The sequence below is a fragment of the Microcoleus sp. PH2017_09_SFU_O_A genome (assembly GCF_020738625.1).
Classification (GTDB): Bacteria; Cyanobacteriota; Cyanobacteriia; order Cyanobacteriales; family Microcoleaceae; genus Microcoleus.
The window spans coordinates 19,745-43,921 of sequence record NZ_JAEQCF010000035.1; the positions used below are offsets into that span (position 1 = coordinate 19,745).

Consider the following 24,177-nt stretch of genomic DNA (forward strand, 5'->3'; position numbering starts at 1 on the left):
AGGATGTATTCCAAAGCAGCCACGCGCTGACACCAGAAGGTAGAATCACACTCTTATTCTACCTTCTGGCTTCTAGTTGGTTCCTGCCCTTTACGTGCACTTGTTTCTAGCCGATCGCTGGGGCATTAATTTTCTTTCGCTGGCGGCCTATAACTGGAAATTCAATGCAAAACTGTTCACAGCGAACAGTCGATCGAGCAATCTAGCTCCAAATTGAATAAATGCTGCAATTACCTATAAGATTTAGCGACCCATACCCCTCTGACAGTCATGAAAATACTTAAAATCCAGACGTTACGCGGCCCCAACTACTGGAGCATCAGACGCCACAAACTCGTCCTCATGCGTCTGGATTTAGAGGAGTTGGCAGATAAAACCACATCTGAAATTCCTGGCTTCTACGAAGGGTTGACCGCCACACTCCCGAGTTTGGACGACCATCACTGTTCCCCCGGCCATCAGGGAGGCTTCCTGCAACGGGTCAGAGAAGGCACAATGATGGGACACGTCATCGAACACGTAGCCCTAGAACTTCAGGAAATGGCAGGAATGCCGGTCGGGTTCGGTCGCACCCGCGAAACTGCCACACCAGGCATTTACCAGGTAGTAATCGAGTATCAAAACGAACAAGCAGGTCGCTATGCCACCCGGGCGGGCGTGCGGATGTGCCAGAGCATTGCCGATACTGGAAGCTATCCAGCAGCGGAATTAGCCCAAGATTTGAGAGATCTCAGAGAGTTTGCTTTGTCGGCGGCCCTGGGCCCGAGTACCGAAACACTGATCAAGGAAGCAGAAGCGCGGGGCATTCCCTGGATACCTTTGAGCGCCCGGTTTATGATTCAGCTCGGTTACGGGGTGCACCAAAAGCGGATTCAGGCAACTCTCAGCAACCGCACGGGAGTTTTGGGGGTAGAACTAGCCTGTGATAAGGAAGGTACCAAAAATATCCTCGGGGCTGCTGGCGTACCGGTTCCAAGAGGGACGGTGATTAATTATTTGGACGAACTGGAAGGAGCGATCGAAGATGTGGGCGGTTATCCGATCGTCCTCAAACCGCTAGACGGCAACCACGGCCGCGGAATTACGATCGACATCAACTCCTGGGAAGTAGCAGAAGAAGCCTACGATTTAGCCAGCAACGCATCAAAAACCAAGAGTGTGATTGTCGAGCGCTACTACACCGGCCGCGACCACAGAGTATTAGTAGTCAACGGACAAGTCGTAGCAGTCGCCGAACGAGTCCCCGCTAACGTTGTGGGAGATGGCAAGTCTACAGTAGAACAGCTCGTTGAAGAAGTAAACCGCGATCCGCAGCGGGGAGACGGACACGACAACGTGCTCACCCGAATTACGATCGACAAATTGACCCTCGATTTGCTGCAAAAACAAGGCTACGCGATGGACTCGGTATTGCCGGCCGGCGAAAGAGTATTCCTGCGCGCGACAGCAAACTTGAGCACCGGTGGCATTGCAGTCGATCGCACCGACGAAATCCACCCAGAAAACGTCTGGCTATTTTCCCGAGTCGCCAAAATCATCGGTTTAGACATCGCCGGCATTGACGTAGTAACATCCGACATCTCCCAACCCCTGCGCGATACAAACGGAGTCATCGTCGAAGTCAACGCAGCACCCGGTTTCAGAATGCACGTCGCGCCGAGCCAGGGTTTGCCCCGCAACGTCGCCGGCGCCGTCTTCGATATGCTATTCCCATCGCCTCAACCCAGCCGGGTGCCGATTTTAGCGGTAACTGGAACCAACGGCAAAACTACAACTACTCGTCTGCTGGCGCACATTGTCAAGCAGACTGGTCAAATTACCGGCTACACGACTACTGACGGCACTTACATCGGCGATTATTTAGTCGAGAGCGGAGATAATACCGGGCCGCAGAGCGCTCATTTGATTTTGTCCGATCCCACGGTGGAAGTGGCGGTGCTGGAAACGGCTAGAGGCGGAATTTTGCGATCGGGCTTGGGCTTCGATCAGTGCGATGTCGGTGTCGTCTTGAACGTCGCGGCGGATCACTTGGGAATCGGCGACATCGACACCGTGGAACAACTAGCCAAACTCAAGAGCGTCCTCGTCGAGTCAGTAATGCCCAAAGGCTATGCAGTTTTGAATGCAGATGACCCGCTTGTATCACAGATGGCGCAGCGTGTCAAGGCTCAAATTGCATATTTTTCGATGAACCCGGACAACGAATTGGTTGCCAAACACACCGCTGCGGGCGGGCTGGCAGCAATTTACGAAAACGGCTACTTGTCCATCCTCAAAGGCGATTGGACGCTGAGAATTGAGCAGGCTGTGAATGTGCCGCTGACGATGGGCGGGCGGGCGCCGTTTATGATTGCGAATGCTTTAGCGGCTTGTTTGGCGGCTTTTGCTCAGGGAGTGAAAATAGAGGATATTCGATCGGCTTTGTCCAGCTTTCAGGCCTCCGTCGGTCAAACTCCGGGACGGATGAACCTGTTTAATTTGGGCAGCTATCACGCTTTGCTCGACTACGCCCACAACCCGCACAGCTACAAAGCTTTGGGTAGTTTTGTGCAGAATTGGGAAGGAATGCGGATCGGGGTAGTTGGTGCGCCGGGGGATAGACGAGATGAAGATTTTGTCACTTTGGGCAAACTTTCTGCCGATATGTTCGATCGGATTATTGTCAAAGAAGATGTTGACAGGCGCGGGCGAGAACCCGGTGTGGTGGCCAAGTTAATTTGCCAAGGGATTGCAGAGGCGATCGCCGCACGCACCCCAGACAAGTCTAAAGTTGAATACGAGTTGATTCTCGACGAGACAATTGCTGTTAACAAGGCTTTAGATCGAGCACCAGCAGGCAGTTTGGTGGTGATTTTACCCGAAGGCGTCACGAAAGCTCTGGCTTTGATTGAAGCCCGGAAACCGATTAAGGAATCTGCGGTAAATGCTGCTATTGTCGATCGGGTTTCCGAGTCGCGCGACAGTTTGAAAACTTCGGTGTAAATCAAGGCTAAAGTCTTAAGTCTCATTTAATTAATAGGTTGGGTTAACGAAAGGAAACCCAACCTTTTTGCTTTAGAAATTACGTAATTCCTGATTTTTATGAAACCTGCTATACTTAAGAAAAACTTTGTAAATCTTCCTCAGATAGCTGAGCTATTTTCATTAAAGCTCTCAAGGTTCCAAGTTTCAAATCTTGATTTCGGTGAACAGGAATTGACAAAATTTGTTCTAGTTCCGGGTTTTCATAGATATGATGACTGCCAGTAACTCTTTTCAGAACCCAACCTTTCTGCTCTACTATTTTGCAAAGTCGCTTGCCCGAAATAGATTTCATACAGCAATTTCCACAACTCGATCTGTGGAGGCAATTGCTTCACGACTATTAGCAACTTCCAGCCAACCTTCGATCGCATCTTTTAAATTAATTATTACTTCTTCTATCGTGTCTCCTTCAGTAATGCAGCCGGGAAGCGCTGGAACTTCTGCCCAATAGCCACCTTCTTCTGCGGGATGTACGATCGCTCTAATTTTCATAGATTTATTGAGGTATTTTTCACGCACTAAAGCCATAAAAACCCGGTTCCTAGGCAAAATCTTCGTTGTGAACGATCGACTTTAAGGCAGAAGCCGGGTTTTTGAGTCCGCCTGTATCTAGGAATATCGTCAAACATATTATAGCAAATATCAATAGTAAAGCGTCCTAACCGCCAAGGCGGTTGCTATAAAGCAAAATCGCCAGATAAATCGCCAATCCGAACCGATCTAATTATAAAATAAGGAAAAAGCAAGCAGCAGGATTGAAGCATGAATGAGGTCGATCGCACCAGAGTCGAAACATTCATCAATCGGTGGGCAGGTTCTAGCGGCAATGAACGCGCCAACTACCAGTTGTTTTTTGCGGAAATGTGCGATGCGCTGGGAGTCGATCGCCCGATCGATAAAGGCAGAATTCCCAACGATCCTTACTGCTTTGATAAAGATCTCAAAATCTTTCATCCCAGTGGCAAAGTAACTTCGGGGTTTGTGGATTTTTACAAAGCCGAACACTTTTTAATCGAGGCAAAACAGGGCGGCACGACTGGTAAAAAAGGAACGGCAAAACGGGGAACGAATACCTATTTGCGAGAGATGGAAAAAGCGTTTGTGCAAGCAGTTGCTTATACTCGAACTTTCACCAGCAAACCGCCGTTTTTGTTAACTTGTGATATTGGCGATCATTTTGAATTGTGGATGGGGTTTAGCGGCGATTACGGCGGCTACGGGGCGCGGCGAGAAATTGCGCTGACAGAGTTGCGAAAGCCGGATGTTTTCGATCTGTTTGTCGATATATTTAGCAATCCGCAGCAGCGCAACCCAGAGAAGATTGCGGCGCGGGTAACGCGGGAAGTGGCGGCGGATTTGGCAGAGTTGGCGAAGCGGATGGAGGCAAATGTCGATCCGCAGCAAGTCCCCCAGTTTTTGATGCGCTGTATTTTCACCATGTTTGCTGAGGATGTGGGTTTGCTGAAGGAACATCTGTTTACCCAGGCGCTGGAAACGCGATGGATTCTCAATCCGAAGACGTTTAAGCCGGAGGTAGAGGCGCTGTGGGAGGCGATGAATCAGGGGACGAGTTTTGGCTTTCATGGCCAACTGTTGCGGTTTAATGGCGGATTGTTTGCGGAATCCCAGGCGTTTGCGCTGACAAAGACGCAGTTGGAAGTGTTGTTACAGGCGGCGAAGCGGGATTGGTGTAATGTGGAACCTGCGATTTTTGGGACTTTGGTGACGTTCTCCCCCGTTATACCGCTTCGGTTAACGGGGGCTTCAAAAGAATTATTCTAACTGAAACCCAGCTAACATTTCCTTTGCTTCTTGTTTCAATGGCTGAGTAATCTCTAAGCCTCCACAAGCAGAAACGATGAGTCCCACCGCTTTAAAATCCTCAATTGCTCTATGCAAAATATTTATTGCCGCATTAATATCACGGTCTAATTCAGTATGGCAATGAGGGCAAGAATGCCACCTAATTGATAAATCTTTTTTAACTTTAACTCCACACCCTGAGCAATCTTGAGATGTATTATTCGGGTTAACTTTAACAACACGAACGCCGCGTATTACCGCCACTGCTTCCAGTATCGTCATGAAACTTCCCCAAGCTGCATCTAAAATTGATTTCCCCCAGTGAGTACGAGCAAGTCCTTTTATATTCAGGTCTTCAACTGCAATTAAGTCATATTGTCTTACCAGGAAGTGTGCTGTTTTATAATGAAAATCTTTTCGCTGTCTCTGAATTCGTTGATGAATTTTGGCGACCTTATTAGCTTGCTTTTGATAGTTGGCGGAGCCTTTTTGTTGATTTGCTAACTTCCTTTGTTGTCTACCTAAATGATTTTGAGCTTTTCTTCTTGTTTGTTGAATCCGGACAATTTTACCGTCTGATGTCGCTAAAAATTTTTCTAAACCGACATCAATGCCAACTGCTGTTTTTATGGTATCTATTGGCATTAGTGTCGGTACACTGCCATCTTCTATGCTTAAGCAAACATACCAACCATCGGCTTTTTTAACAATGGTTGCCGTTTTGAGTGTAAATCCGTTAAGAATAGGACGATGTACAATTACTGGTATTTCTCCAATTCTGGGAATTCGTAATGTAGTTCCTGTTAAAAAACAAGCTGCTTTTGGGTGATTGACTCTAGAAAAACAAAACGAACGTAATTCACCTTTCTTTTTAAAGCGTGGTCTACCAGCACGTTTAAGGGTTTTATCCGGTGTTAACCAACGCCACCAAGCTTTTTCTAATCTTTGAATATTGATTTGCTGAACTTCAGAATAAATATCTTTGTACTCAGGAAATATTTTTTTGGTTTCCTTGAGTGCTGATTGCTGAGTGTAATAATTGGCGGTTTCAGGTATTTTGCCAATGGGCTCTGAGATAATTGAGCATCGGTCAATCCGGCAACGAGTACGATGTAGCCAGTCCAACCTTTGTCCTAAAGCATAATTCCAGTGCCGACGCAACAACTCCAACCAATTGTCCATGATGGCAATTTGTTCGGAGTTAGGCTTAATTCGGTACTGGTACGTTATCATCATGTCATTATCCTAAATCGTTTTCGGTTAATCCGCAAAGAATTTTCGGAATATCTCAGCAATTTCTACTATAAGCCTGTGTTCTGGACTGGCTCGTATTTTGTAGCTAGTTGTGGTGGCGTTACGATTGAACAGCTAAAAAATACGTTGAACAACAATCAGTACCAAATTAAATTGTGCTGCGCGTTTACTTAAAGAGTGGCAATTCCCCACCCGTTAAGCGAAGCGCTATCAAAAAGCCCTAGTCTCCACCCTCAAACAAATCCACGACGAACTCGATCGCGCCGTCTTTGCCGCCTATGATTGGGAAGCAACCCTCACCGACGACCAAATCCTCGAAAACCTCGTCACCCTCAACGCCCAACGCGCCGAAGAAGAACGCAACGGACTAATTCGCTGGCTGCGTCCCGACTACCAAGCCCCAGGCGAAACCTACGTCCAACCATCCCTTGCAGGTATCATAACCGAAACAGAAATCGCGATCGCCCCTACGGAACAACAACCTTTCCCCAAAACCCTGAAAGAGCAACTTTGGGCCATCCGCGACTTGTTCCGCACTCAAAGCGGCGAATGGACAGCCGCCCAAGTCACCGCCCATTTCAAAGGCGCAAATCGCAAACAAAAAGTGATTCTCGACTGTCTAGAAAGCCTCGAAGATTTGGGGATTTTGCTCAGTCATGCGGAAAATGGGATGATATTCTGGCATCTCGCAGAAGTTGGAAGCGATCGGTAAGTTTTGCTTGGCAATTGTTATCATAATTTTATCCAGCAAGAGGCGATCTAATGCTAGAAACCACCATCCTAGAAACCTTAGTCAAATTGCCAGATTCCCTGAAACAGGAAGTGCTGCACTATGTAGAATTCTTAGCTGCAAAATATGCAAATAATGAGGTGGCCGTAAATCCTCCTCAAAAGAAACGTCAAGCCGGGATGATGAAAGGCACATTTATCTTACCGCTTTCTGATGATTTTGATGCACCATTAGAGGATTTCCAGGAGTATATGTAATGAGTACATTGCTCCTCGATACTCACACTTTTATTTGGTTTTCAGAAAATGCTCCTAACCTATCAGTTGCATTGAAAGAGCAGATTGAATCCGCCGATAGAGTCTATTTGAGTATTGCCAGTCTTTGGGAAATTGCCATCAAAATCAGCATTGGTAAACTGACGCTGCAATCAGACTATGCAGCGAAGCTCAGTTACCTGCTGCTGGCATCTTGTTACTGCCAATTTCATTTGCGGATACTGTACGGGTTCGCAACCTACCATTTCATCATCGCGATCCATTCGATCGCATTTTAATTGCCCAATCCATTAATCATTCTTTAGTTTTAGTCAGCCGTGATGAAATGTTTGATGCTTATGCTGTTCAAAGACTATGGACATAAACTAGATTTTTATCGCCAGTGCATCGAAAAGTTACTGCTCGAATCGGGTGAAGACCCGCCGATTAATGGTCAGATAGAAGTAGAATTCGTTTTTGACAAAGAACGCGATCGCTATTTGGTTATCGATTTAGGATGGAATGAACATGACCGTATTTATAACTGCTTCATTCACTTAGATATCAAAGATGGAAAAATTTGGATTCAGCGCAATCAAACCGATCGAAGTTTTGCTGATGAATTAGTAGAAATGGGGATTGCCAAAGAAGAGATCGTGTTAGGAGTTCAGCCTCCGTATGCGCGACAGTATACAGGGTTTGGAGTTGCATAGGAAAGTGTTGCAGCAGTGTGATATGGTCGGTATCGAGAATATATTGAGTCATAGAGTTTCAGACTCAGGAAAATCGATATCGGTATTTCGATCGTGCCGATAGGCTGCAACATATTCCGTGACTTCATTCAACAACGGATTGCATCTCAAAAGAGGCGAAACATTCAACATCGGACGCGCCTCGTACCAAGCAATCCGATCGTCTATTTCTGGCTGATTATCCAGATAAAAGCTAATCGCATCAAAAACTTGAGCACCCGTCACGAGTTGCAGTAACTTCTGTGGGATTTCTTCAGGCTTTATTCCTGATTTCCAAAACACCACAATATCCCGTACAGTCAATTGAGTACCTGCAATAATCGGTTCCCCCTGCAAAACTTCAAGATTGCGGGTGACATAGCGAGAAATACTTGTAGACGATAGCAAACTGGTCATAACGACCTCATAAGACAATGTAAATCTGCCTTCATCTTAGCGTAGTGGACAGAAGATGCCCGCGTTCATTATTGTTTGATTCATTACGAACCTTTTTTATTATGTAATCGACCGGACATGATATTACGACAAAGATCCAGGAAACGGAGAAATAGTCTCGCAAAATGTCCTGACTGTGATTTTCCTACCTAAATCCTGAGCTAATAAATCGATACCGTCAATAACTCGATCTGGTTCTGCAATACTTAAAATATCGTAGCATTTTTCCCTATAATCTGGACGCTCTTGGAAATACTGAATCGCTCGATTTAGCGGTTTCATAACTTGATAAGCTGCTTCAGCTTTGTCGATCGCCTCTTGGGGAATCGGACTCGCTAACCTTTGAATTGCCAAGTCAATTAAATCTCTAGAGTTTACCCGATCGCTCGGCCATCTGTCTGCATTTGCTAACAGTTTTTCTGCTATAATATCGATTTGATTCAAGCAAGGAACAGGCGACCAATTAGGATAATTTGGTTCGCCAAACTGAATTCGCCCTTCACAAACCATCTCGAATTTAATTGTAGTATCATCCACAATAACTGGAAATCTGATGCCGTATTGGTTTGATTGAATATCGTTGGGGAGAAAAATGCGATTGCGATTAGCAAAAATCGCATCATAGCCAGCTTCTGCCACTTTTCGGCGCAGGAGACTGTAGCCACCATCCATCGGACACATAAAGTCAATATCTTGGCTTAACCGATATTCTCCATGTTCCATACTTACCAGGGTGCCGCCACCAAAATAAGCGCGACATTCCTGTAAAAACTCGACATTCAAGTGGCTGAGTACAGTTAATATCTTTTGATGAATTTCACGTTTAAACATGGGTTTAAAATTTACCAGTTTTTCTGTTTCTTGGGGCTGGCCAATGCTTAAGAGTTCCGCTACCAGCCAAGATTGATAATGTTGGCTAATTTGTTGAATAAAAATTATTTCCTCAGAGTTGGGTTCTCCCAAAACTCCCCAATAATGCCAGCCAGATTCGTAGCGACATAGCATTTCCGGGACACTCAGATTTTTGACATTAGCAATTTGCCAGCATATAGCCTGAAGAAATGGCATTTTTGCGGGGATTTTAAATACGGTTGCTATTTCTTTATCGTTCATCTTCTTTGCAAAACTCCTTCTCTATTCCATTTGCAAATACTCCAACACCAGCAGTCGCAAATAGTCTAGCATTCGGATATAAGACCGCATTTGAAGATAGCCCGATCGCGTCTCATCATAAAACTGAGCGATCGCAAAACGATCGAACACCCGAAGGTGATGTAAGTCTGCGATCGCTTCCTCGCGAATTTCAACCCCTGCGCTAGTCTCAATCTGACTAGCATAACCACGAATACTGACTGTCACTAACTCAAGCTCTTCCAGAAACGAAAACTCTTCCTCGGAACCAAGATATATCTGGGCTATCTCTTTACGCTCTGATTTAGTGTTTTGATAGTCAACCGTCAACTGTGCCAAAAGTTGCACAATCATATCCTGTTGCATTACTAACTTGTTTTGAACTTGTGTCATATTTCTATTCCTCATTGATGCCATAAGTCACGATTTTTTCAACACCATACCGATCGGATCGAACAATTAAAAACTCATTTCCCTTTCTGTAAACAGCGGCTCCATCCTGCCGATATCCCGTGCGAGGAACTCTTACAGCACCTCTAGTGTTGAAATTGTGTGCCTTACGCAGATATTTGAGTGGATCGAATCCTTTTCTTTGTGAATGGTCTAACACACTTTGGGCCACAGTTCGATAAGTTCCTCTATCCCATTCAGACAGATATTGCTGTAGTTCAATAACTTCAGTGTTGGAATAGTCTTCAAACAGTTGATCTAGATAAGGATCTACAGATGATTCGTCTGGCATTTTCACTTTCATTCCAGAGGATATTACTGATTATAGCTTTTTGGGAATAAGATCGATCGCCTTTTAGATTAAATCCGCTCTTCATCGGAATGATTCATCTCTCTGATCTCTTCCTCTGTGTTCTCTGCGTACTCTGTGGTTAAATCAATCCGATCCAATCAGAATTGATATTACCTCTTAACAACCGCCCACTGAGTCACCGGTGCAAGCGGTTTCCAACCCTGAAAAGAACCGATCGCACCAACCCGCTGAATCCCAATTCTAATCAGTTCCCCACCATGCAAAGAATGCCATTGCAAAATCTTAAGTTCGCTTTCAATCGTCACCGCATTCACAACTAATCGGCCACCTTCACCTAAAGCATTCCAACAAGTTTCTAGCAAAGCCTCTGCGGTGACACCGCCACCGATGAAAATAGCATTTGGTTGCGGCAAATTTGCCAAAGCATCCGGTGCTGATCCGGTGACGATTTTGAGCTCGGGAACACCCAAATTAGAGGCATTTTCAGCAATATATTCCAGTCTAGTTGGATGGCGCTCGATCGCGATCGCCCGACAACTCCGATGACTCCGCATCCACTCAATCGCGATCGAACCGCAGCCCGCGCCCACATCCCACAGCAACTCCCCCGGAATCGGCGCTAACGCCGACAGCGTAACGGCTCTAACCTCCCGTTTTGTCAACTGTCCATCGTGGCGATAGGCTGCATCCGGTAAGCCGGAGGTGCGGGAAACAATCAGAGTTTCGCGATCGGCTGTAACTGCAATGGCGATCGCATTCAAATCGGCTAAATCCGTCGCATTCCAAGCTGCTGCAACTCCCTCGATCCGCCGTTCCGCCTGCGATCCCATCCGCTCGAACACGGTCATCAAACTGCTGCCAAACCCCCGCTGTGTCAACAATTGGGCAACTTTTTCAGGCGTGTGTCGATCGGCACTCAAGACTAGCAACCGCGCACCGGGAGAGAAACTAAGGGCGATCGAGGCGATCGGGCGATTTGTTAAGCTGAAAGTCTCAACATCCGCCAGAGGCCAACCCAAACGGGCGCAAGCCAGACTAAAAGCCGATGCTGCGGGAATCACAGTCATTTCGGCGATCGGAATCCGGCGCGACAGCGTGACACCAATCCCGTGACACATCGGATCGCCACTTGCGAGCACGCAAACAGCCTCTGGGCGACGGCTGATGATGCTGTCAACTGTGGTTTGTAGTGGTGAAGCCCAAACTAATTTTTCGCGGGTGTCGTCGGTGGGTAGCATTGCGAGGTGACGCGCGCCACCGACAACGATTTTAGATCGATCGAGTAACGAAAGGGCGATCGAACTCAATCCCGAAAGTCCGTCTTCGCCAATTCCCACCACCGAAAGCCATTTGTGCATTGCGCCCTGACTGCTAATTACTACTTATCGATTCTAAAGAATAATATGGGATTTTCATTGACAATCCTTTCTTCTACTTGTCTCATCCCGAGTCTGGCTGCTAATTTGCATGATTCAATGTTTGGGCGATCGCAACTTGCAACCAGATAATCTAATCCAAGTCCATCAAAACCATACTCTAATATTTTCGTGGATGCTTCAGTAGCGTAGCCTTTTTTAATAGCTTTCGGCAACAGCGCATAGACCAACTGCGGCTGCGGTTCCTCAAAAAAATACCACAACCCCACAAATCCAATAACTTCGCGATCGTTCTTTCTCTCGATAAACCACAAGCCGAATTTCTTTTCTCCAAACAGTTGTTCGTTCTGTTCGATCATTTCTTCCACTGGATCTAGCGACCAAATTTGACCGTCGCACAAATATCTCCTGACATAGGAATCGGTAAAAATTGCGTGCAGCTTGTTGAGATCGTTCTCTACAATCGGTGTCAAAATCAATCTATCAGTTTCAAGTATCATTGGACTTCTATTTGTCAACAGTTCGCAAACTTATAAAACCTGATTCACCAAATATCTAGTCTACCATGATATTATATCCGATCGATTAACCATACAGTGCGATCTAGAAGCTCGCACTAGACAATATCGAAATTTTAATATATTTTATCGAACCCTATGCCAATTTTGTTTTTGGCATACAGAAATAGATCGATCGCCCTTAGAGGCAAGTAACTTTTGAGGAAAGTGCGATCGAAAGAACAATGAGAGACTGGCATCAGTTTTATCGAAAACAAAAAATAATCACCGTCGGCTACGGAACCTCAGTTGCGCTGGTACTGGTAGCAATTGGTTGTACCGCGTGGGATGCGATCGTGGTGACGGCAGGCATCTTTAAAACCACTCTCGGTATCTTTAAAACAACTCCTTGTCTGGCTTACAAATTTGAAGACGTTAACCCTTTAATTGCAGGTAAAAACGTTAAACTAAAAATCGGGGAAGGCAGCGGTTCAGATTGCGGAGTATCAGACTTCGCATTGTTGGTAAAACCAGCAGTTTGGTCATCACAAGATACCAAAGTTATCCAACTTTCGCAAGATGGAACTGTGACGGGAATTGCGCCGGGAAAGTTTACCGTGTTGGCAAAAACAGGACAAAAAACACTCTTGATGTCGGGTGTTGTTTATCCGCCAGATTGGGATGTTCGGATTCAGCCAGAAGTGGCGACAGTGCGCGTGGGCGATCGCATTACCTTTGAAATGATCGCCTCTGATTCAAAAGGCAATTTGCTACCCCCATTAACTTTCGGGCTGCGGACTCCAGATTATCAGGAACCGGGGCCTGGTGCGCCAACCAAGCCTCCGAATTCGCGGCCGTTACTCGATCGCACCTTTCATCATATGGGCGCGCAACCGGGCACGTTTCGGGCGCTGCGCCCCGGAAAGATTGCGATTACGGGTAAAATGGGCGATCGGATAAAATCAGCCCAATTAACTATCAAATAAAACAACAAGTTTTGTTGCTTTTTTATGAATGTAGGCGACCGCATAATTTTGACAGTTGCTGCTTATACACCAATACGGTTTACTTAGAATAGTCCGAAGAGAGGAACGAAGCAATCTCCGTATCTATTTATCATAGGGTTTTACCCTCAGGGCGGTCTTAAGTAAACGGTATTAGATTATAAGCTGTCTAGCCTCTAAATTGTAGATTTTGGGGCGGGCTAGAAGCCTACCCCACAAGAGTTTTAAAACCCGGAGAAACCCCCTAACCCCGCTTAGGTCGGGGGGACAAGAGCCTTCTCAAAGTTTCCCTTTCTAAGGGGGATTTAGGGGGATCTGAATTTGAGGTGAAATGTTGAATATTTAATTAGTTAATTCCTACTTCCAACCCAACCACCTTAACAAAGGCACAACCAAATAATGACTGACTCCCAAACAAAACCCGATCGCACTTCCCAACAAACCAAAAAATGCAATTGAACTCCCAATCTGCAACCAGCCGAAGGGATAACCAGACGAAAGATCCAAAATTCCTAAAAAACTCCCTGGAAAAATGCTCAAAGCATTCAAAAATAGAAACATTCCCGTCGAACAAGCAGCCACCACCAAAGCGTGCGCTAATTGGTGACTCCGCAAACCCATGCCGATCGTTAAAGTGGCGATCGCAAATGCCCCCAAAATAATCCCCTGCACGCCGCTAAAAGCAGTCGCTTCCATCCAGCACAAACTCGCCAACAAATAGCCCTGAGCACCCATCAATCCCGACAGCCAATACTGTTTTTGCTGGCGAAAACTCCCCGCATCCGTCAAACCTATCGCAGTGCCCCAGCCCGCAAAAGCAAACAAGAGCACTTCCGGGCCGACATTAAAACTCATATAAGGAATTAATTGGTGCAAACCTTCATTCAAAAAACTCGCAAATTCCGGGCCAATAGGCGAAGCATAGGCCAAAACCAAACCGCCGATCGCCCCTGCGGATCCACCAACCCCACCGAGCACCATTTCCCAGCCCGTATCCAGAGAAGCTACTACAAGTTGGGCGATCGCGCCGAACACCAAAACCGTCAAACTTGCCGTTTTTTGCGCCGTCGCCACCACCACTTGCCGGCAAAATTCCACAATAGCTTGACTGACTGGGGCTAACGCAATTTTGCCCTTACTCTTAGCATAAATATCTTGCAAACGCGATCGAACATCCGCAGCCGAAGCCGGACGCTGCTGTATATTCGATCGCACCATATCATCCAACAAATTCGCAAAAGCCGGACTCACAGACACAATGTGGCGCCAGCGCAACTCCCCCGTCATCGGATCTTCAATTTCCGCCGGATACTTCCCCGTCAGCAAATGAATGCAAGTCCGCCCGAGGGCATAAAAATCCGTCGCCGGGACAACTTGGCCCCCAACAATTTGTTCCGGCGGGCTGTACCCAGGCGAAATCAACCGCGTCGAAGAAGCAGAATCTTTCCCCATTGGTTCGACACCGCCCATTTGTTTAACTCCCCCAAAGTCGATCGTCACCAATTGCAAACCGCCCAAACCCTTGCTCAGCAACACTTGGGGCGACTCCGGGTCTCGCAGCATCAAATTGGAGGGTTTAATGTCGCGGTGAATAATCTGACACCGATGCAACTCCTCTAAAATTTGCACAGCTTGACTCAGCCAGCTAAACACCCATTCCTGCGGACATCCCTGAGGGTGATCTTCAAGAATTTCTTCTAAAGTTTTGCCGTGAATCTTTTCCATTACCAAACAAGGTAAGCGCCTCCCTGTGGCATTTCCATCCCCGCCTCCCAAATTTTGGGTTTGGACGTGAAAATAACCGTCCGGCTCGACTCTTGGAACGCCGGGGTGCCGCAAAATTGCCAAAACCCAAGCTTCCTGCTCGAACAGTTTTAGCGCTTTCGGAGAAGTTTCGAGCAACAATTTGAGGACGCGCTCGGTTTGAGTTTCTGCGTCCCAAACTGTGTAGATAGCTGCAAAACCCCCGGTACCGAGCCCTTGTAGAGGTATGTAGCGATTTTTTAGCCGCAGCGGAGTCCCGCAACTCTGACAAAAATTGTTGCCCCAAGTCTGAGGGTAAGGCCTTGGGCAATCTGGATTGATGCAGTGGACGGCTTGTGAAGGGGGGTGAGGCACAACCAGAGTAAAGATGGGGCTAGATATCCATAGTAGACTTACGTGCAGCTAACGCAGAAACCCGGTTTGCCGCACAAGTCCTGTCCATATTATGTGCTATGCTGCCGACTTTTAGGTACGTTGTTGGGCTTCAGCCCTCTTTACATATATTAGAAGAGGGCTGAAGCCCAACAACGTACCTTTGGAGTTCTGTAAGTATTTATAACTAATTTTTTCCTACCCCCAACCCAAAATTTAATATCTAAAATTTAATCGATCTCCACCATAATTTAAGTATTTATGACTAATTTTTTCTCCTTCTCCAATCTAAAATCTAAAATTTAAAATCTAAAATCTCATCGATCCCCAACCCTTAGCCCTGCATCCTTCGCCACTTTTGTTTGATAAGATATGTTACATAAAATTTCCTAATGTAAAGCTAAATAAACAATACTTATGATGATTAAAAGAATATTAAAATTTCAACGCGCCACTTTATTGATATATTTCTAAGAGCCGGCCATCAGGCCCAAAAAATTAAGCGAATACTAGGAAGCGAGATATGGCTTACGCGCAAACCCAAACTCAATCAAAGGCTGGGTATAAAGCCGGAGTTCAAGACTATAAACTAACGTATTACACACCGGACTACACGCCGAAAGATACAGATATTTTGGCAGCATTCCGCGTCACACCTCAGCCCGGAGTTCCCCCAGAAGAAGCTGGAGCTGCTGTGGCCGCTGAATCTTCCACCGGTACATGGACAACTGTGTGGACTGACCTCCTGACCGACCTCGATCGCTACAAAGGTCGTTGCTACGACATCGAGCCAGTTCCCGGTGAAGACAACCAATACATCTGCTTCATCGCTTATCCTTTGGATTTGTTTGAAGAAGGTTCCGTCACCAACTTGCTGACCTCTTTGGTTGGTAACGTTTTCGGTTTCAAAGCTCTGCGTGCTCTGCGGTTAGAAGACTTGCGGATTCCCATTGCTTACCTGAAAACATTCCAAGGCCCTCCTCACGGTATTACCGTTGAGCGCGACAAATTGAACAAGTACGGCCGTCCTTTGCTGGGTTGTACAATTAAGCCCAAATTGGGTCTGTCTGCTAAGAACTACGGCCGCGCCGTTTACGAAGTTCTACGCGGCGGTTTGGACTTCACCAAAGACGACGAAAACATCAACTCGCAACCGTTCATGCGTTGGCGCGATCGTTTCTTGTTCGTTCAAGAAGCTATTGAAAAAGCTCAAGCAGAAACTGGCGAAGTCAAGGGTCACTACCTCAACGTAACCGCCCCTACCTTTGAAGAAATGATGGAACGGGCTGAGTTCGCCAAAGAAATCAAAACCCCCATCATCATGCACGACTACCTAACCGGTGGTTTCACTGCAAACACCAGCTTGGCCAAATGGTGCCGTCGCAACGGTATTCTGTTGCACATTCACCGCGCTATGCACGCTGTGATCGATCGTCAAAAAAACCACGGTATCCACTTCCGCGTGCTTGCCAAGTGCTTGCGGATGTCCGGCGGCGACCACCTGCACTCCGGTACAGTTGTGGGCAAACTCGAAGGCGAAAAAGGCATCACGATGGGCTTCGTAGACTTGATGCGCGAAGACCACATCGAAGAAGACCGCAGCCGCGGTATTTACTTCACCCAAGATTGGGCCTCCATGCCTGGTGTCATGCCAGTTGCTTCCGGTGGTATCCACATCTGGCACATGCCAGCCTTGGTTGAAATCTTCGGCGACGACTCCTGCTTGCAGTTCGGCGGCGGCACCTTGGGCCACCCTTGGGGTAACGCACCTGGTGCAGCAGCTAACCGCGTTGCATTGGAAGCTTGCGTTCAAGCTCGTAACGAAGGCCGCAACTTGATGCGCGAAGGCGGAGACATCATTCGCGAAGCTTGCAAATGGAGCCCTGAATTGGCTGTTGCTTGCGAACTCTGGAAAGAAATCAAGTTTGAGTTCGAGGCAATGGATACCGTTTGATGATTTTTGGTTAGAGATTTTAAGTTTTAGGTCGCAAACTTGCTGTTAAGTCTTTATCTTTGAAGAAGATTTACAAGTAAGTTTGCATCCAAAATCTAAAATTCAAAACCTAAAATTTGAGGGAGCTGGGGTCAAATGGATCTCAAACAAGTTGCGAAAGACACCGCTAAGGTGCTGGCAAGTTACCTAACCTATCAATCCGTGCGGATTGTTGTAGCTCAGTTGAGCGAAACCAATCCTCCTCTGGCAATCTGGCTGAATGACTTTTCCACCAAGGGCAAAATCCAAGATGGAGAAGCTTACATTGAGGAACTGCTGAGGGAAAATCAAGATTTAGGATTTCGGATCATGACGGTGCGAGAATATCTGGCGCACGATGTGACGGAATTTTTGCCAGAAATGGTTTGTACTGGCATTCAACAGGCGAATATGGAACACAGACGCCAGCATTTGGAGCGAATTACGCAGCTTAATTGGTCTGTGGCTAGCAGCAATCCTGAAACATCCTCAATAGATTCTGAACCGAATCTGGATAATTTGTCGAGTTAATCGATCGCACTTGGCGAATCGAACACACACCTTAGAGATACAAAAAATGAAGACTTTACCTAAAGAGCGTCGTTACGAAACTCTGTCATATTTGCCCCCGCTGACAGACGCCCAAATTGCCAAGCAACTGCAATACATCTTGGATCAAGGCTATATTCCCGGCGTAGAATTCAACGAAACCTCTGCCGCTGAAATGCGCTACTGGACATTGTGGAAGTTGCCTTTGTTTGGTGCTCGCAGCGTCCAAGAAATCATGACTGAAGTTCAAGCTTGCCGCTCTGAAAACCCCACCTGCTACATCCGCGTCATGGGTTTTGACAACGTGAAGCAGTGCCAAGTGCTGAGCTTCATCGTGCACAAGCCTAACACCAGAGGCTACTAAGCTTTAACAACTCTATTTTGTAGAGAAAAAGCTAGCTAAAAATTGAGGCGTGGGAATTCTCCCCGCCTCATTTTTTTGTGCAGAAGACTCGGCGGTTGAAACCGCCTCTGTACATATAAAAGCTGCTTCCGCCGTTTCAAGATTGGATTGTTAGAGCTTGCAAATAGCTTTGAACACTTGCAGCAACACAACTGAAGATTCTGGTTCCATCAGATTTAGCAAAGGCATTAACTGATAGGTGGGCGGATTTCCACGACGGATATTGACAAACTGATATTCCATTCCATTGGTTGTCAAACCCCAGATTGCGTCTTGATATTTTAAATTTTGATAAGCATAGGTAAGCAATTGGGATAAACCCATAAATGCGTTGATTCCTGAATTTTTAGTTTCAATCACTAAAACCCAAAAAGATGTTTCACTTCTTAATGATTTTAATTTATTGACTGCCAAAATATCAAACCGCCCTTTAATGATTATGTCTTCATCTTCAATGCTAATTTCGGCAATGTCTTGTTCTAGACTAATTTTAATAGGTGGGCGGTAGAAGCCAGCTAATCGCATTAAGGGAAAAGTAGTCAGAGCTTGTACCAATCCTTCAGAAACGCGATCGGTAGAGATGTAGTCATCGAAGTCATCCCGGATTTGTATAAGTTCCTGCTGTTCGTGTTCTGTTATATCTTCAAGGGATAACAGCGAGGTAAATGAGCTGTTGTAGTGCTTTTGTAAGCCGAAAAGACGGTGGACTTCTCCTAATGTTAAGTTTTTGGCATTAATAACTGTCATAATCTTCAAACAAATTAAGTCTCTATTGTAATTATAACATATGCACAAAACTAGGTTTGTAGTAAGGACTTCAGTCCTTAAAACCGAGGCTGAAAGGACTAAAGTCCTCACTACGAACTTGAAAGGACTAAAGTCCTCACTACGAACCTAATCTATCTGCTCCACTACAACTCCATCAACTATTTCATAACCCCAGCTAGAATTTCTGGCTGCAAGTTGTTTAGCCATGTCGTATTCGCCCAAAATACAAAGCTCTATTAACTGCTGAAAACCTGAATTTTTCTCGCGCTGCAATCTTTCCTGACGCAGCTTTTCTCTTTCTGGATTAGAAGGATTTGGGCGCTCACTTCCCAGCGGATTGATATCGCTAATTCGTTTCATTTTAGCCTCATTAAAAAGGGATAGATTCTACAATTTCACCGTCAAAAATTTCATAGCCCCATTCTGGATTAGCAGCAATTTGTTTTTCAACTATACTTCGACCGAGAGAAGTTTGGTAAGCTTTTTGCAAAAACGAAATACTCGGGATTTCGTCTGTAGTTGGTGGCTGTTGTTGTTCGATTTTTGGCGGTTCAGGAATTGGTTCAGATGTGGATGGATTAAGGGCAAATTGCGGCGCGATCGCCCCTAATTTATTCATCACACTTTCTTTGGTAATTTGCGGTCTTTCGTTGAAGGAAGACGGTAAATATGCGGTTTCTACCCCTTGGTTTTTGGCTTTGAGCGCATCATCCGCAAGGCGATCGCACTTTCGCAAAAAACCCTCCCACAAATCCTTCCCCAAAACCGGGTTTCTCAAATCAGCACGAGCTTTAGATACCGCTGCTTCCAGCGGTTCGCCCTTGTGCACGTAATACTGAATTCGCTCCTCCTCAAACGCCGGATAAGGCACTTCCGGCTCAATTTCCCACTCCCGCTTAACTTTCTGACTTTCTCCTAAAGGAATTCCCGCGATAAACTCGTCCCAAAAAGTCGAAGTTAAGCCCTTTGTCATGCTATCAATAATTTTAAAAGCCCATCCCGAAGGATTGCCAAACCATAAGTTATGCTGTCTGGCATATTCTTCTAAAGCTCGCTGAAAGTTATGCAGTTCTTCTTGGGAATTCCAAGGCCCGCTAAATCGATAATTTGGATTGACTGCAACCGCTATTTGCTGCCGCGGTTGCCCGAAAAACTTGTCAGTTTTAACCGCACGCTCTGGGGTGTAAGTTTCGGCAAATATTTCTAGAGGAAGATTGTTGTTTTCGCGGCTTGTTTGTGTTATGCTATCGCCGGAAGTAGGTGTCAACAAGTTATTAAATTTTTCCTCGAAGGCGTCAATATCCGCCCAGAGTTCGAGAGTGTCGGTGTTGGGATTTGTGGATTTTGCTTTCAGGAGCGATCGCACTTTCAGCAGCCGTATCGCTAATTCCTGTTCTTCGCGATTTAAACCAGTAGCTTTTTCAATTTCGCTGCTGTTAGTTTTCACCCATTCGCCCGAGTTAGACTGTTGTGTTTGCCATTGCAACAATTGGCACAGAAAAATGCTAGCAGTGACTCCGCCAGTAATTTTGCCTAGTGTCGGATAGTAGATGGCGGGATTTCCGAGATTTCCTAAAAATATTCCTATTTTCATGTTTGATATTCCTAATTCCCTTAAATTGTAGGGTGCGCCATCAGCACCTTACCCTTAAATTGTAGGGTGCGGCATCAGCGCCGAGATCTCCACTAAAGTAGCATCAAAAAACTTAAGATTTTCTTTAAGCTTCTGTCTATTCCTGACTGAATGGAGTTTCTAGAGGAAAGACGGGGATCGCTTGTGCGATCGCCTGATTGACAGAACCGAGTTAAACGTAATAATAAATTATTTACTGTACATTTCCCCCCAAAATGAATCCAGAACGTCAAGAGGCTTATTTGAACTTGATCGAGCGAGTGCTTACCTGTCCCAACGGTCAAGAACCAGAGGTTTTAAGTTCCTGTTCCGATTTAATAGATGCGGGATTTGTGCAGATGCTAATCCAGATATCAGCTTCAATGGCCCGGGAAGGTGACGAAGATACTGCTAATTTTTTAGTGCAACTTGCTCGCTTGCTGGGGAAATCTTTGGGTTTGTCACCGGATGTCGTACCCGCTAGCTACAGCCGCGCACAGTGATAGATAAGCGTAGCTATCCCCTAGGCAATCGCCTCGTTGTATCATGTTTTGGGAAATCGGGGAATCTTAACTCCATCGATACCTTTACAACTGATATTCAAGAGGCTCGCAAAAATCATTTACCCCAGTTTTAAATACATAAATAATCACCGATGTTACCAAAATCTGCGGGCAAGTTTTGGCAGCAACTAAATCTCTAAAAGCAGCATTCAATTGTCCGTTTATCAACTCTTCTTTTACCTCAGATTTGCAAATAGCAACGCGGCATCTTTTTGCCAATCCATCCAACCAGTTTTCAGAGATATTCGGTTCTTGTCCAGCTTGAATTGCTAGAGAAATAGCTGCATCTTCGATGTTGCCTTCACAATCTTCGATTTCGTCTAGGGCTTTGAGGGCTGCGGGATATTCCGCTAATTGCGATCGAAATTGGGCAATTTCTTGTGAGGTAATAATCACCATAAGATTTTCTTGTGTTTTCGGCTCGCGGATATGTTTAGCAGTTAAAGTTGGTATTATAGCATTTTTTGGTTGAGGTTGGGATTGCGCGATCGAACTTAATTACATTTGCAATTAATTGTTGCCACTTCGCAATAGCCCGCCTGGAGGTTAAATCCTCATCTAAAAGCAGAAGTCAGGGCGATGAAGCCTGATGTTAAAATTGATTAGTTTCCTCTGTAATTGCGAAGTTTGTGAATTAATCGCAGACTTTAGCTGATAAATATGTCATTGACAAAAGAGTGACTGAATATCAAGACTGCAACCACTTCATAAACTTATCCGTCGCAGTGCCGATAGACTCTCCCACCTGTTTCTTCAAACGCCACCGCCCAAAAGCTTGTTCGTAATCTTCCCCTTCAGTTTGATAAACATTCCAAGCATTCAGCGACAATCCCAATCCCCAGGTTAGTAAAATGAAGAGTGACCAAGAAAGCTCGTGGGATCCTGCTAGATTAAACAAAACTAAAAAAGTATTGACAATGCCGTATTTTGTCAAGTTTTTTCGCAATTTGCCGCGACGGTAAGAGTTAAAAACCAGCTTTTCCTGAAATTCACCTCTAGTGGCTAACCATTGCTGTTCCGCCGCCACGATATCCTGTTCGGAAATGCCTAATTCCGCCCCAATCTCGAAAAGCTGCACTCGGGAAAGTTCGCCGTCATCTTGTCGCCGTGCGATCGCAAGCTGTAAAATACCTTGGGCATCCTCAGCACCGTAAATTTGATTTATTTGACTGTCATTGGTCGCCATATAATAAGTTTCCTATAATTCCTGATATCCTTTCTATGATAGAGACAAGCGCTGTTAAACGGTAGGTGGTGCCATTGGCGGATTTCAACACCCGGAAACTGCCGAAAGTCGATCGAACGGGCAAGATGCCCATTCCACAAGATAATTGATTAGTTGTGGAACAGGCATCTTGCCTGTTGCTGCTGTATTGTGGAACAGGCATCTTGCCTGTTGCTGCTGTATTGTGGAACAGGCATCTTGCCTGTTGCTGCTCTTGCCTGTTGCTGCTGTATTGTGGAACAGGCATCTTGCCTGTTGCTGCTGTATTGTGGAAAATATCAATTCTAACCCAAAGTATACATCCAGCCATCCCGGGCGCAAATCCTCACAAGCCCATCCCAAACAACAGGTGTCGCCTCAAACGATAAACCCGGCTTAAATCTACCCGATTCTTTTACCTTCAAACGGTAAAACTCGCCCTTAGCATTTTTCAAAGCATTCTTATCCCCCGACTTCGCTCGTTCCCACTTCAACTCAAACAAATAAACACCATTATATCCCGCACTAATTAGTTTATTGCCATCAGTAAATATCGGAGTAGAAATCGAAGAACCAATCTCCTTTTTAAACACGATTACCGGAGTATCGTAAGACTGATTTCGCCAAGGTACAGCATTCTTTTTACCTGTAATCGTATCTTGGGAACCGATGTACAAATTGCCATCGATCGCATTTGTGGCAAATAGCGCTGGAAATCCCCCAGGATTGTACTCATCATTCAACGCCACCGAACCGATTATTCCGCCTTCCCAGCCTGAAAGTCGGCGATTTCCGGTTGGCAAAAACCATTCGACGCTGGCATTCGGTTCTTTGTTCGGATTTAGTTTGAGGACTCCGCCGTTACCTGCAATGTATTGTTTTTCGATCGCACAAAACAGTTTACCCGATTTAGATATTACAGCACTTCCATCAATATCTGAACCAGTATAGAAATCCCATACTATCTTTTTTGTTTTAATACTTATCCCATAAATATGTCCAGAACCCGCAGCTATAAACAGTCTATCTTTGAGCCGAGAAGGTGATGATTCTGCTACCAAGTTACCGCCGTGCTTGCTGATATCTCCTGGCGCATAAAGCTGTACTTCCGACAAGATCTGCGGTTGCTTAATTCCTTGTTTAACTTTAGCTTTGCTGGCAGAACTATTGAGAAAATAGCCGATCGCATTTTCCCCCGCATTGAACAACAGGCCATCGCCCAGATACAAAGCACTGCTATCGTTATCCTGACTGTAGCTGGGCGTTCTCCGGATGTCCAACTTCCACAGTTCCTTACCGGTTCTAAAAGATATTGCCCTAAAACTCGGGACAAGATTTTTGCCACCACCGCCACTGCGGCTGCCTTGCAAAATCACAATTCTGTTTTCGGCGTTGGCTGTTTTGTCGATATAAATTGTTGAACTTCCTTTAATTATATCATCAAATTCATAGCGCCAAACTTCTTTATTTGTCGCCATGTCTATTTTGTGCAAATAGTGGTCAAAAGCACCTATAATTAAATAAGTTTTATCCCGATCTCTGATAATTGTTGGCTGTCCAGTCCAACCGGCACCACTCCAAACTTGAGATTGCCTTCCCAAAAAAGTCCGGCCGCTTCCTAGCTCAAATTTCTTGATTAACTTCAAGCCTTTGGGGACACCTCTACCGTAAAACCTGCGCTGGTCATTTCCCAAAAAAGTCGGTACGAATAATTCTACTTCTTGAACTAATTTTTTTGCCTGTTTTTTGGAGTCACTATTGCTTTTTAATAGAGGCTTGTTAGATGGTTCTGCTTTTTCAGATGGTTCGGATTGGCACTGTTTGAGAATGACAGGAGGAACTACAACACTCAACAAAAAATGTCCTAGCCGTTGATTGAAATTTCGACGAGATGATAAACTCATTTTATATCGAGATAATCAGTAATAATATTAAAACATGATTGTC

Annotated in this window: 27 protein-coding genes and 2 pseudogenes; 11 read left to right on the plus strand and 18 right to left on the minus strand. The window is 45.5% G+C overall.

Annotation, left to right across the window (positions count from 1 at the left end):
* Window positions 1–270 precede the first annotated feature (270 nt).
* Complete coding sequence (cphA, locus tag JGK16_RS14585; RefSeq protein ID WP_293191111.1) at window positions 271–2,982, plus strand: cyanophycin synthetase; 2,712 nt, start codon at window positions 271–273, stop codon at window positions 2,980–2,982.
* Window positions 2,983–3,097: 115 nt separating this feature from the next.
* Here the strand turns inward: cphA and JGK16_RS14590 are convergent, their stop codons facing one another.
* Window positions 3,098–3,316, minus strand: a complete 219-nt coding sequence (locus JGK16_RS14590) for a type II toxin-antitoxin system HicA family toxin (protein ID WP_293180869.1) — start codon at window positions 3,314–3,316, stop codon at window positions 3,098–3,100.
* A complete protein-coding gene (locus JGK16_RS14595; protein ID WP_293181169.1) occupies window positions 3,313–3,516 on the minus strand; it encodes a type II toxin-antitoxin system HicB family antitoxin in 204 nt (67 codons plus the stop codon). The genes JGK16_RS14590 and JGK16_RS14595 overlap by 4 nt, the downstream gene beginning before the upstream one ends.
* 270 nt (window positions 3,517–3,786) lie before the next feature.
* Here JGK16_RS14595 and JGK16_RS14600 point away from each other — a divergent pair, with 270 nt between their 5' ends.
* Window positions 3,787–4,806, plus strand: a complete 1,020-nt coding sequence (locus JGK16_RS14600) for a type IIL restriction-modification enzyme MmeI (RefSeq protein ID WP_293191109.1) — start codon at window positions 3,787–3,789, stop codon at window positions 4,804–4,806.
* On the opposite strand, the gene JGK16_RS14605 is transcribed toward JGK16_RS14600, so the two are convergent.
* Window positions 4,798–6,063 carry a transposase gene (locus tag JGK16_RS14605; RefSeq protein WP_293191107.1) on the minus strand — a complete coding sequence of 422 codons (1,266 nt, stop codon included), beginning with the start codon at window positions 6,061–6,063 and terminating at the stop codon, window positions 4,798–4,800. The two genes, JGK16_RS14600 and JGK16_RS14605, sit on opposite strands and share 9 nt — an antisense overlap.
* Window positions 6,064–6,084: 21 nt before the next feature.
* Here JGK16_RS14605 and JGK16_RS14610 point away from each other — a divergent pair.
* Window positions 6,085–6,233 (plus strand): annotated as a pseudogene (locus tag JGK16_RS14610) (transposase); the annotation flags it as partial.
* 215 nt (window positions 6,234–6,448) lie between these two features.
* On the opposite strand, the gene JGK16_RS14615 reads toward JGK16_RS14610, so the two are convergent.
* Entirely contained in the window at window positions 6,449–6,682 is a 234-nt protein-coding gene (locus JGK16_RS14615; protein ID WP_293203206.1) for a hypothetical protein, read from the minus strand.
* A 161-nt stretch (window positions 6,683–6,843) separates the two neighbouring features.
* On the opposite strand from JGK16_RS14615, the gene JGK16_RS14620 reads away from it, so the two are divergent.
* From JGK16_RS14620 to JGK16_RS14630, 3 genes and pseudogenes are all read left to right on the plus strand, one after another.
* Window positions 6,844–7,068, plus strand: a complete 225-nt coding sequence (locus JGK16_RS14620) for a DUF2281 domain-containing protein (RefSeq protein ID WP_293180881.1) — start codon at window positions 6,844–6,846, stop codon at window positions 7,066–7,068.
* A pseudogene (locus JGK16_RS14625) lies at window positions 7,068–7,450 on the plus strand (type II toxin-antitoxin system VapC family toxin). The gene JGK16_RS14620 and the pseudogene JGK16_RS14625 overlap by 1 nt, the downstream one beginning before the upstream one ends.
* Window positions 7,425–7,778 (plus strand): XisI protein, encoded by a 354-nt coding sequence (locus JGK16_RS14630; RefSeq protein ID WP_293180884.1) that lies wholly within the window; start codon window positions 7,425–7,427, stop codon window positions 7,776–7,778. The pseudogene JGK16_RS14625 and the gene JGK16_RS14630 overlap by 26 nt, the downstream one beginning before the upstream one ends.
* 48 nt (window positions 7,779–7,826) lie before the next feature.
* Here the strand turns inward: JGK16_RS14630 and JGK16_RS14635 are convergent, their stop codons facing one another.
* From JGK16_RS14635 to JGK16_RS14660, 6 genes are all read right to left on the minus strand, one after another.
* Entirely contained in the window at window positions 7,827–8,213 is a 387-nt protein-coding gene (locus JGK16_RS14635; RefSeq protein ID WP_293191103.1) for a DUF433 domain-containing protein, read from the minus strand.
* A gap of 123 nt (window positions 8,214–8,336) precedes the next feature.
* Window positions 8,337–9,365: a nucleotidyl transferase AbiEii/AbiGii toxin family protein gene (locus JGK16_RS14640; RefSeq protein ID WP_293191100.1), complete on the minus strand. Its 1,029-nt coding sequence runs from the start codon at window positions 9,363–9,365 to the stop codon at window positions 8,337–8,339.
* Window positions 9,366–9,386: 21 nt separating this feature from the next.
* Complete coding sequence (locus JGK16_RS14645) at window positions 9,387–9,776, minus strand: hypothetical protein (protein WP_293191098.1); 390 nt, start codon at window positions 9,774–9,776, stop codon at window positions 9,387–9,389.
* Between the two features lie 4 nt (window positions 9,777–9,780).
* Entirely contained in the window at window positions 9,781–10,125 is a 345-nt protein-coding gene (locus JGK16_RS14650; RefSeq protein ID WP_293180893.1) for a hypothetical protein, read from the minus strand.
* Window positions 10,126–10,295: 170 nt separating this feature from the next.
* Window positions 10,296–11,504, minus strand: coding sequence for a precorrin-6y C5,15-methyltransferase (decarboxylating) subunit CbiE (cbiE, locus tag JGK16_RS14655; protein WP_293180896.1), 1,209 nt, complete (start codon window positions 11,502–11,504; stop codon window positions 10,296–10,298).
* A 20-nt stretch (window positions 11,505–11,524) separates the two neighbouring features.
* Complete coding sequence (locus JGK16_RS14660) at window positions 11,525–12,022, minus strand: GNAT family N-acetyltransferase (protein ID WP_293180899.1); 498 nt, start codon at window positions 12,020–12,022, stop codon at window positions 11,525–11,527.
* A gap of 242 nt (window positions 12,023–12,264) precedes the next feature.
* Here JGK16_RS14660 and JGK16_RS14665 point away from each other — a divergent pair, with 242 nt between their 5' ends.
* Window positions 12,265–13,005 (plus strand): hypothetical protein, encoded by a 741-nt coding sequence (locus tag JGK16_RS14665; RefSeq protein ID WP_293180902.1) that lies wholly within the window; start codon window positions 12,265–12,267, stop codon window positions 13,003–13,005.
* A gap of 375 nt (window positions 13,006–13,380) precedes the next feature.
* On the opposite strand, the gene JGK16_RS14670 is transcribed toward JGK16_RS14665, so the two are convergent.
* On the minus strand, window positions 13,381–15,141 hold the full coding sequence (locus tag JGK16_RS14670) for a serine/threonine-protein kinase (RefSeq protein WP_293191096.1): 1,761 nt from the start codon (window positions 15,139–15,141) through the stop codon (window positions 13,381–13,383).
* A gap of 541 nt (window positions 15,142–15,682) precedes the next feature.
* On the opposite strand from JGK16_RS14670, the gene JGK16_RS14675 reads away from it, so the two are divergent.
* From JGK16_RS14675 to JGK16_RS14685, 3 genes are all read left to right on the plus strand, one after another.
* Window positions 15,683–17,113, plus strand: coding sequence for a form I ribulose bisphosphate carboxylase large subunit (locus tag JGK16_RS14675; RefSeq protein ID WP_293154026.1), 1,431 nt, complete (start codon window positions 15,683–15,685; stop codon window positions 17,111–17,113).
* Window positions 17,114–17,248: 135 nt separating this feature from the next.
* Window positions 17,249–17,662 carry a chaperonin family protein RbcX gene (locus JGK16_RS14680; protein WP_293154023.1) on the plus strand — a complete coding sequence of 138 codons (414 nt, stop codon included), beginning with the start codon at window positions 17,249–17,251 and terminating at the stop codon, window positions 17,660–17,662.
* 46 nt (window positions 17,663–17,708) lie between these two features.
* The gene (locus JGK16_RS14685; RefSeq protein WP_293154020.1) at window positions 17,709–18,044 is read left to right on the plus strand and encodes a ribulose bisphosphate carboxylase small subunit; all 336 of its coding nucleotides are present in this window, start codon (window positions 17,709–17,711) and stop codon (window positions 18,042–18,044) included.
* 150 nt (window positions 18,045–18,194) lie between these two features.
* On the opposite strand, the gene JGK16_RS14690 is transcribed toward JGK16_RS14685, so the two are convergent.
* The 3 genes from JGK16_RS14690 to JGK16_RS14700 all read right to left on the minus strand — a co-directional run bounded on the left by JGK16_RS14690 (window position 18,195) and on the right by JGK16_RS14700 (window position 20,445).
* A complete protein-coding gene (locus JGK16_RS14690) occupies window positions 18,195–18,830 on the minus strand; it encodes a restriction endonuclease subunit R (RefSeq protein WP_293180908.1) in 636 nt (211 codons plus the stop codon).
* Between the two features lie 147 nt (window positions 18,831–18,977).
* Window positions 18,978–19,211, minus strand: coding sequence for a hypothetical protein (locus JGK16_RS14695; RefSeq protein WP_293180911.1), 234 nt, complete (start codon window positions 19,209–19,211; stop codon window positions 18,978–18,980).
* A 10-nt stretch (window positions 19,212–19,221) separates the two neighbouring features.
* On the minus strand, window positions 19,222–20,445 hold the full coding sequence (locus tag JGK16_RS14700; RefSeq protein ID WP_293191094.1) for a hypothetical protein: 1,224 nt from the start codon (window positions 20,443–20,445) through the stop codon (window positions 19,222–19,224).
* 254 nt (window positions 20,446–20,699) lie between these two features.
* Between JGK16_RS14700 and JGK16_RS14705 the strand changes: the two genes are divergently transcribed.
* Window positions 20,700–20,966: a hypothetical protein gene (locus JGK16_RS14705; RefSeq protein ID WP_293180917.1), complete on the plus strand. Its 267-nt coding sequence runs from the start codon at window positions 20,700–20,702 to the stop codon at window positions 20,964–20,966.
* Between the two features lie 84 nt (window positions 20,967–21,050).
* Here the strand turns inward: JGK16_RS14705 and JGK16_RS14710 are convergent, their stop codons facing one another.
* The 4 genes from JGK16_RS14710 to JGK16_RS14725 form a co-directional block, all read right to left on the minus strand.
* Window positions 21,051–21,425 carry a hypothetical protein gene (locus JGK16_RS14710; protein ID WP_293180920.1) on the minus strand — a complete coding sequence of 125 codons (375 nt, stop codon included), beginning with the start codon at window positions 21,423–21,425 and terminating at the stop codon, window positions 21,051–21,053.
* A 289-nt stretch (window positions 21,426–21,714) separates the two neighbouring features.
* Complete coding sequence (locus JGK16_RS14715; protein ID WP_293180923.1) at window positions 21,715–22,212, minus strand: 2TM domain-containing protein; 498 nt, start codon at window positions 22,210–22,212, stop codon at window positions 21,715–21,717.
* On the minus strand, window positions 22,199–22,498 hold the full coding sequence (locus JGK16_RS14720; RefSeq protein ID WP_293203209.1) for a hypothetical protein: 300 nt from the start codon (window positions 22,496–22,498) through the stop codon (window positions 22,199–22,201). Before JGK16_RS14720 ends, JGK16_RS14715 begins: the two co-directional genes overlap by 14 nt.
* Window positions 22,499–22,535: 37 nt before the next feature.
* Window positions 22,536–24,134, minus strand: coding sequence for a PQQ-binding-like beta-propeller repeat protein (locus tag JGK16_RS14725; protein WP_293191073.1), 1,599 nt, complete (start codon window positions 24,132–24,134; stop codon window positions 22,536–22,538).
* Between the last annotated feature and the right edge of the window lie 43 nt (window positions 24,135–24,177).